Genomic DNA, 1,355 nt, shown 5'->3' with positions numbered 1-1,355 from the left:
CAGGCTGTTGAAAAACCCTGCTTCAGGGCAAGGTATTTGAGATAATGCCGGCGGCAATATAGGAAGAGATACACAGCATGCGCGGCGGCGACAACTACACCGAGAATCTGTTTTCCGTAGTGCGACTGGAGGACTTCGTTCCGTCCAATCACCCGCTCCGTCCATTGCGCACCTGGATCAACGAAGCCCTTCAACGCATGGATCCGCTGTTCTCGCAGATGTATGACACCGGCCTCCAAGGTGGCCGCCCCAGCATCGCACCCGAGAAGTTGCTCCGGGCGATGCTTCTCCAAGTGTTTTACAGCATTCGCAGCGAGCGGCAGCTCGTTGAGCAGATCTCCTACAACCTGTTGTTCCGTTGGTTCGTGGGTCTGTCCATTGATGACAAGGTCTGGAACCACAGTGTCTTCAGCAAGAACCGGGACCGCATGCTTGAGCACGACGTGGTCACTGCCTTCTTTAACCAGGTGGTGGAGATGGCCGAGCAGATGGATCTTTTGTCCGGCGACCATTTCAGTGTCGACGGCACGCTGCTCAAGGCCTGGGCGGGACACAAGAGCGTTCGACGTAAAGACGGTTCCGATGATGACCGGCCACCGGATGATTGGCATGGGGAGAAGCGCAGCAACGACACCCATGGCTCTACGACGGACCCGGAAAGCCGGCTGTACAAGAAAACCAGAGGTACGGCCGCTGAACTGGCCTACCTGGGCCATGCGTTGACCGACAACCGCCACTCGCTGATTGTGAATGTGCGCACCACGCAGGCGACGGGAATGGCGGAGCGTGATGCGGCAACGGCGATGCTGGCGGACCTGGCAAAGAACAGGCGCGTGACGTTGGCGGCTGACAAAGGGTATGACACACGCGGGTTCGTGAAGACCTGTCGGGAGCTGGGAGTGACGCCGCATGTTGCGCAGAATACCCGGCGTACAGGCGGCTCTGCCATCGACGGTCGCACGGTCCGACATCCGGGCTACGAGATCTCGATGCGCAAGCGTAAACGGATTGAGCAGTGCTTCGGCTGGGGCAAAACCATCGGCGGCCTGCGGCAGTTGATGGCCAGAGGCCTGAACCGTGTCGATCAACGGTTCACTTTGACGATGGCGGCCTACAACCTGGTGCGGATCCGCACGCTGGTGGCGACGTGAGAACCTTGGGTGGTCACCGTGCAACCCTGGCGCCACTTGCTTACGGACCTGAGGCCCCGTTCGTGGCTGTTTGTCAGCTCCGCAATAACCGGAATCCTGCGCCAACTGAAACCCGGGAGGCCAAGATCTCAGGGACTCAGGATGATCAACTTCGATGCTGAGCTGTCGATTCATTGATTTCTACAGTTTTTCAACGGCCTGCTA

Annotated in this window: 1 protein-coding gene; it reads left to right on the top strand. The window is 58.7% G+C overall.

Annotated features, from left to right (window positions below):
- Positions 1-77 precede the first annotated feature (77 nt).
- A complete protein-coding gene (locus tag ACYVGS_RS17745) occupies positions 78-1,151 on the top strand; it encodes an IS5 family transposase (RefSeq protein ID WP_460590030.1) in 1,074 nt (357 codons plus the stop codon).
- The last annotated feature ends 204 nt before the right edge of the window (positions 1,152-1,355 follow it).

Source organism: Haliea atlantica, assembly GCF_054779855.1.
Note: the sequence above shows the minus strand (reverse complement) of the source record. Positions and strands in the feature narration are given on the sequence as shown.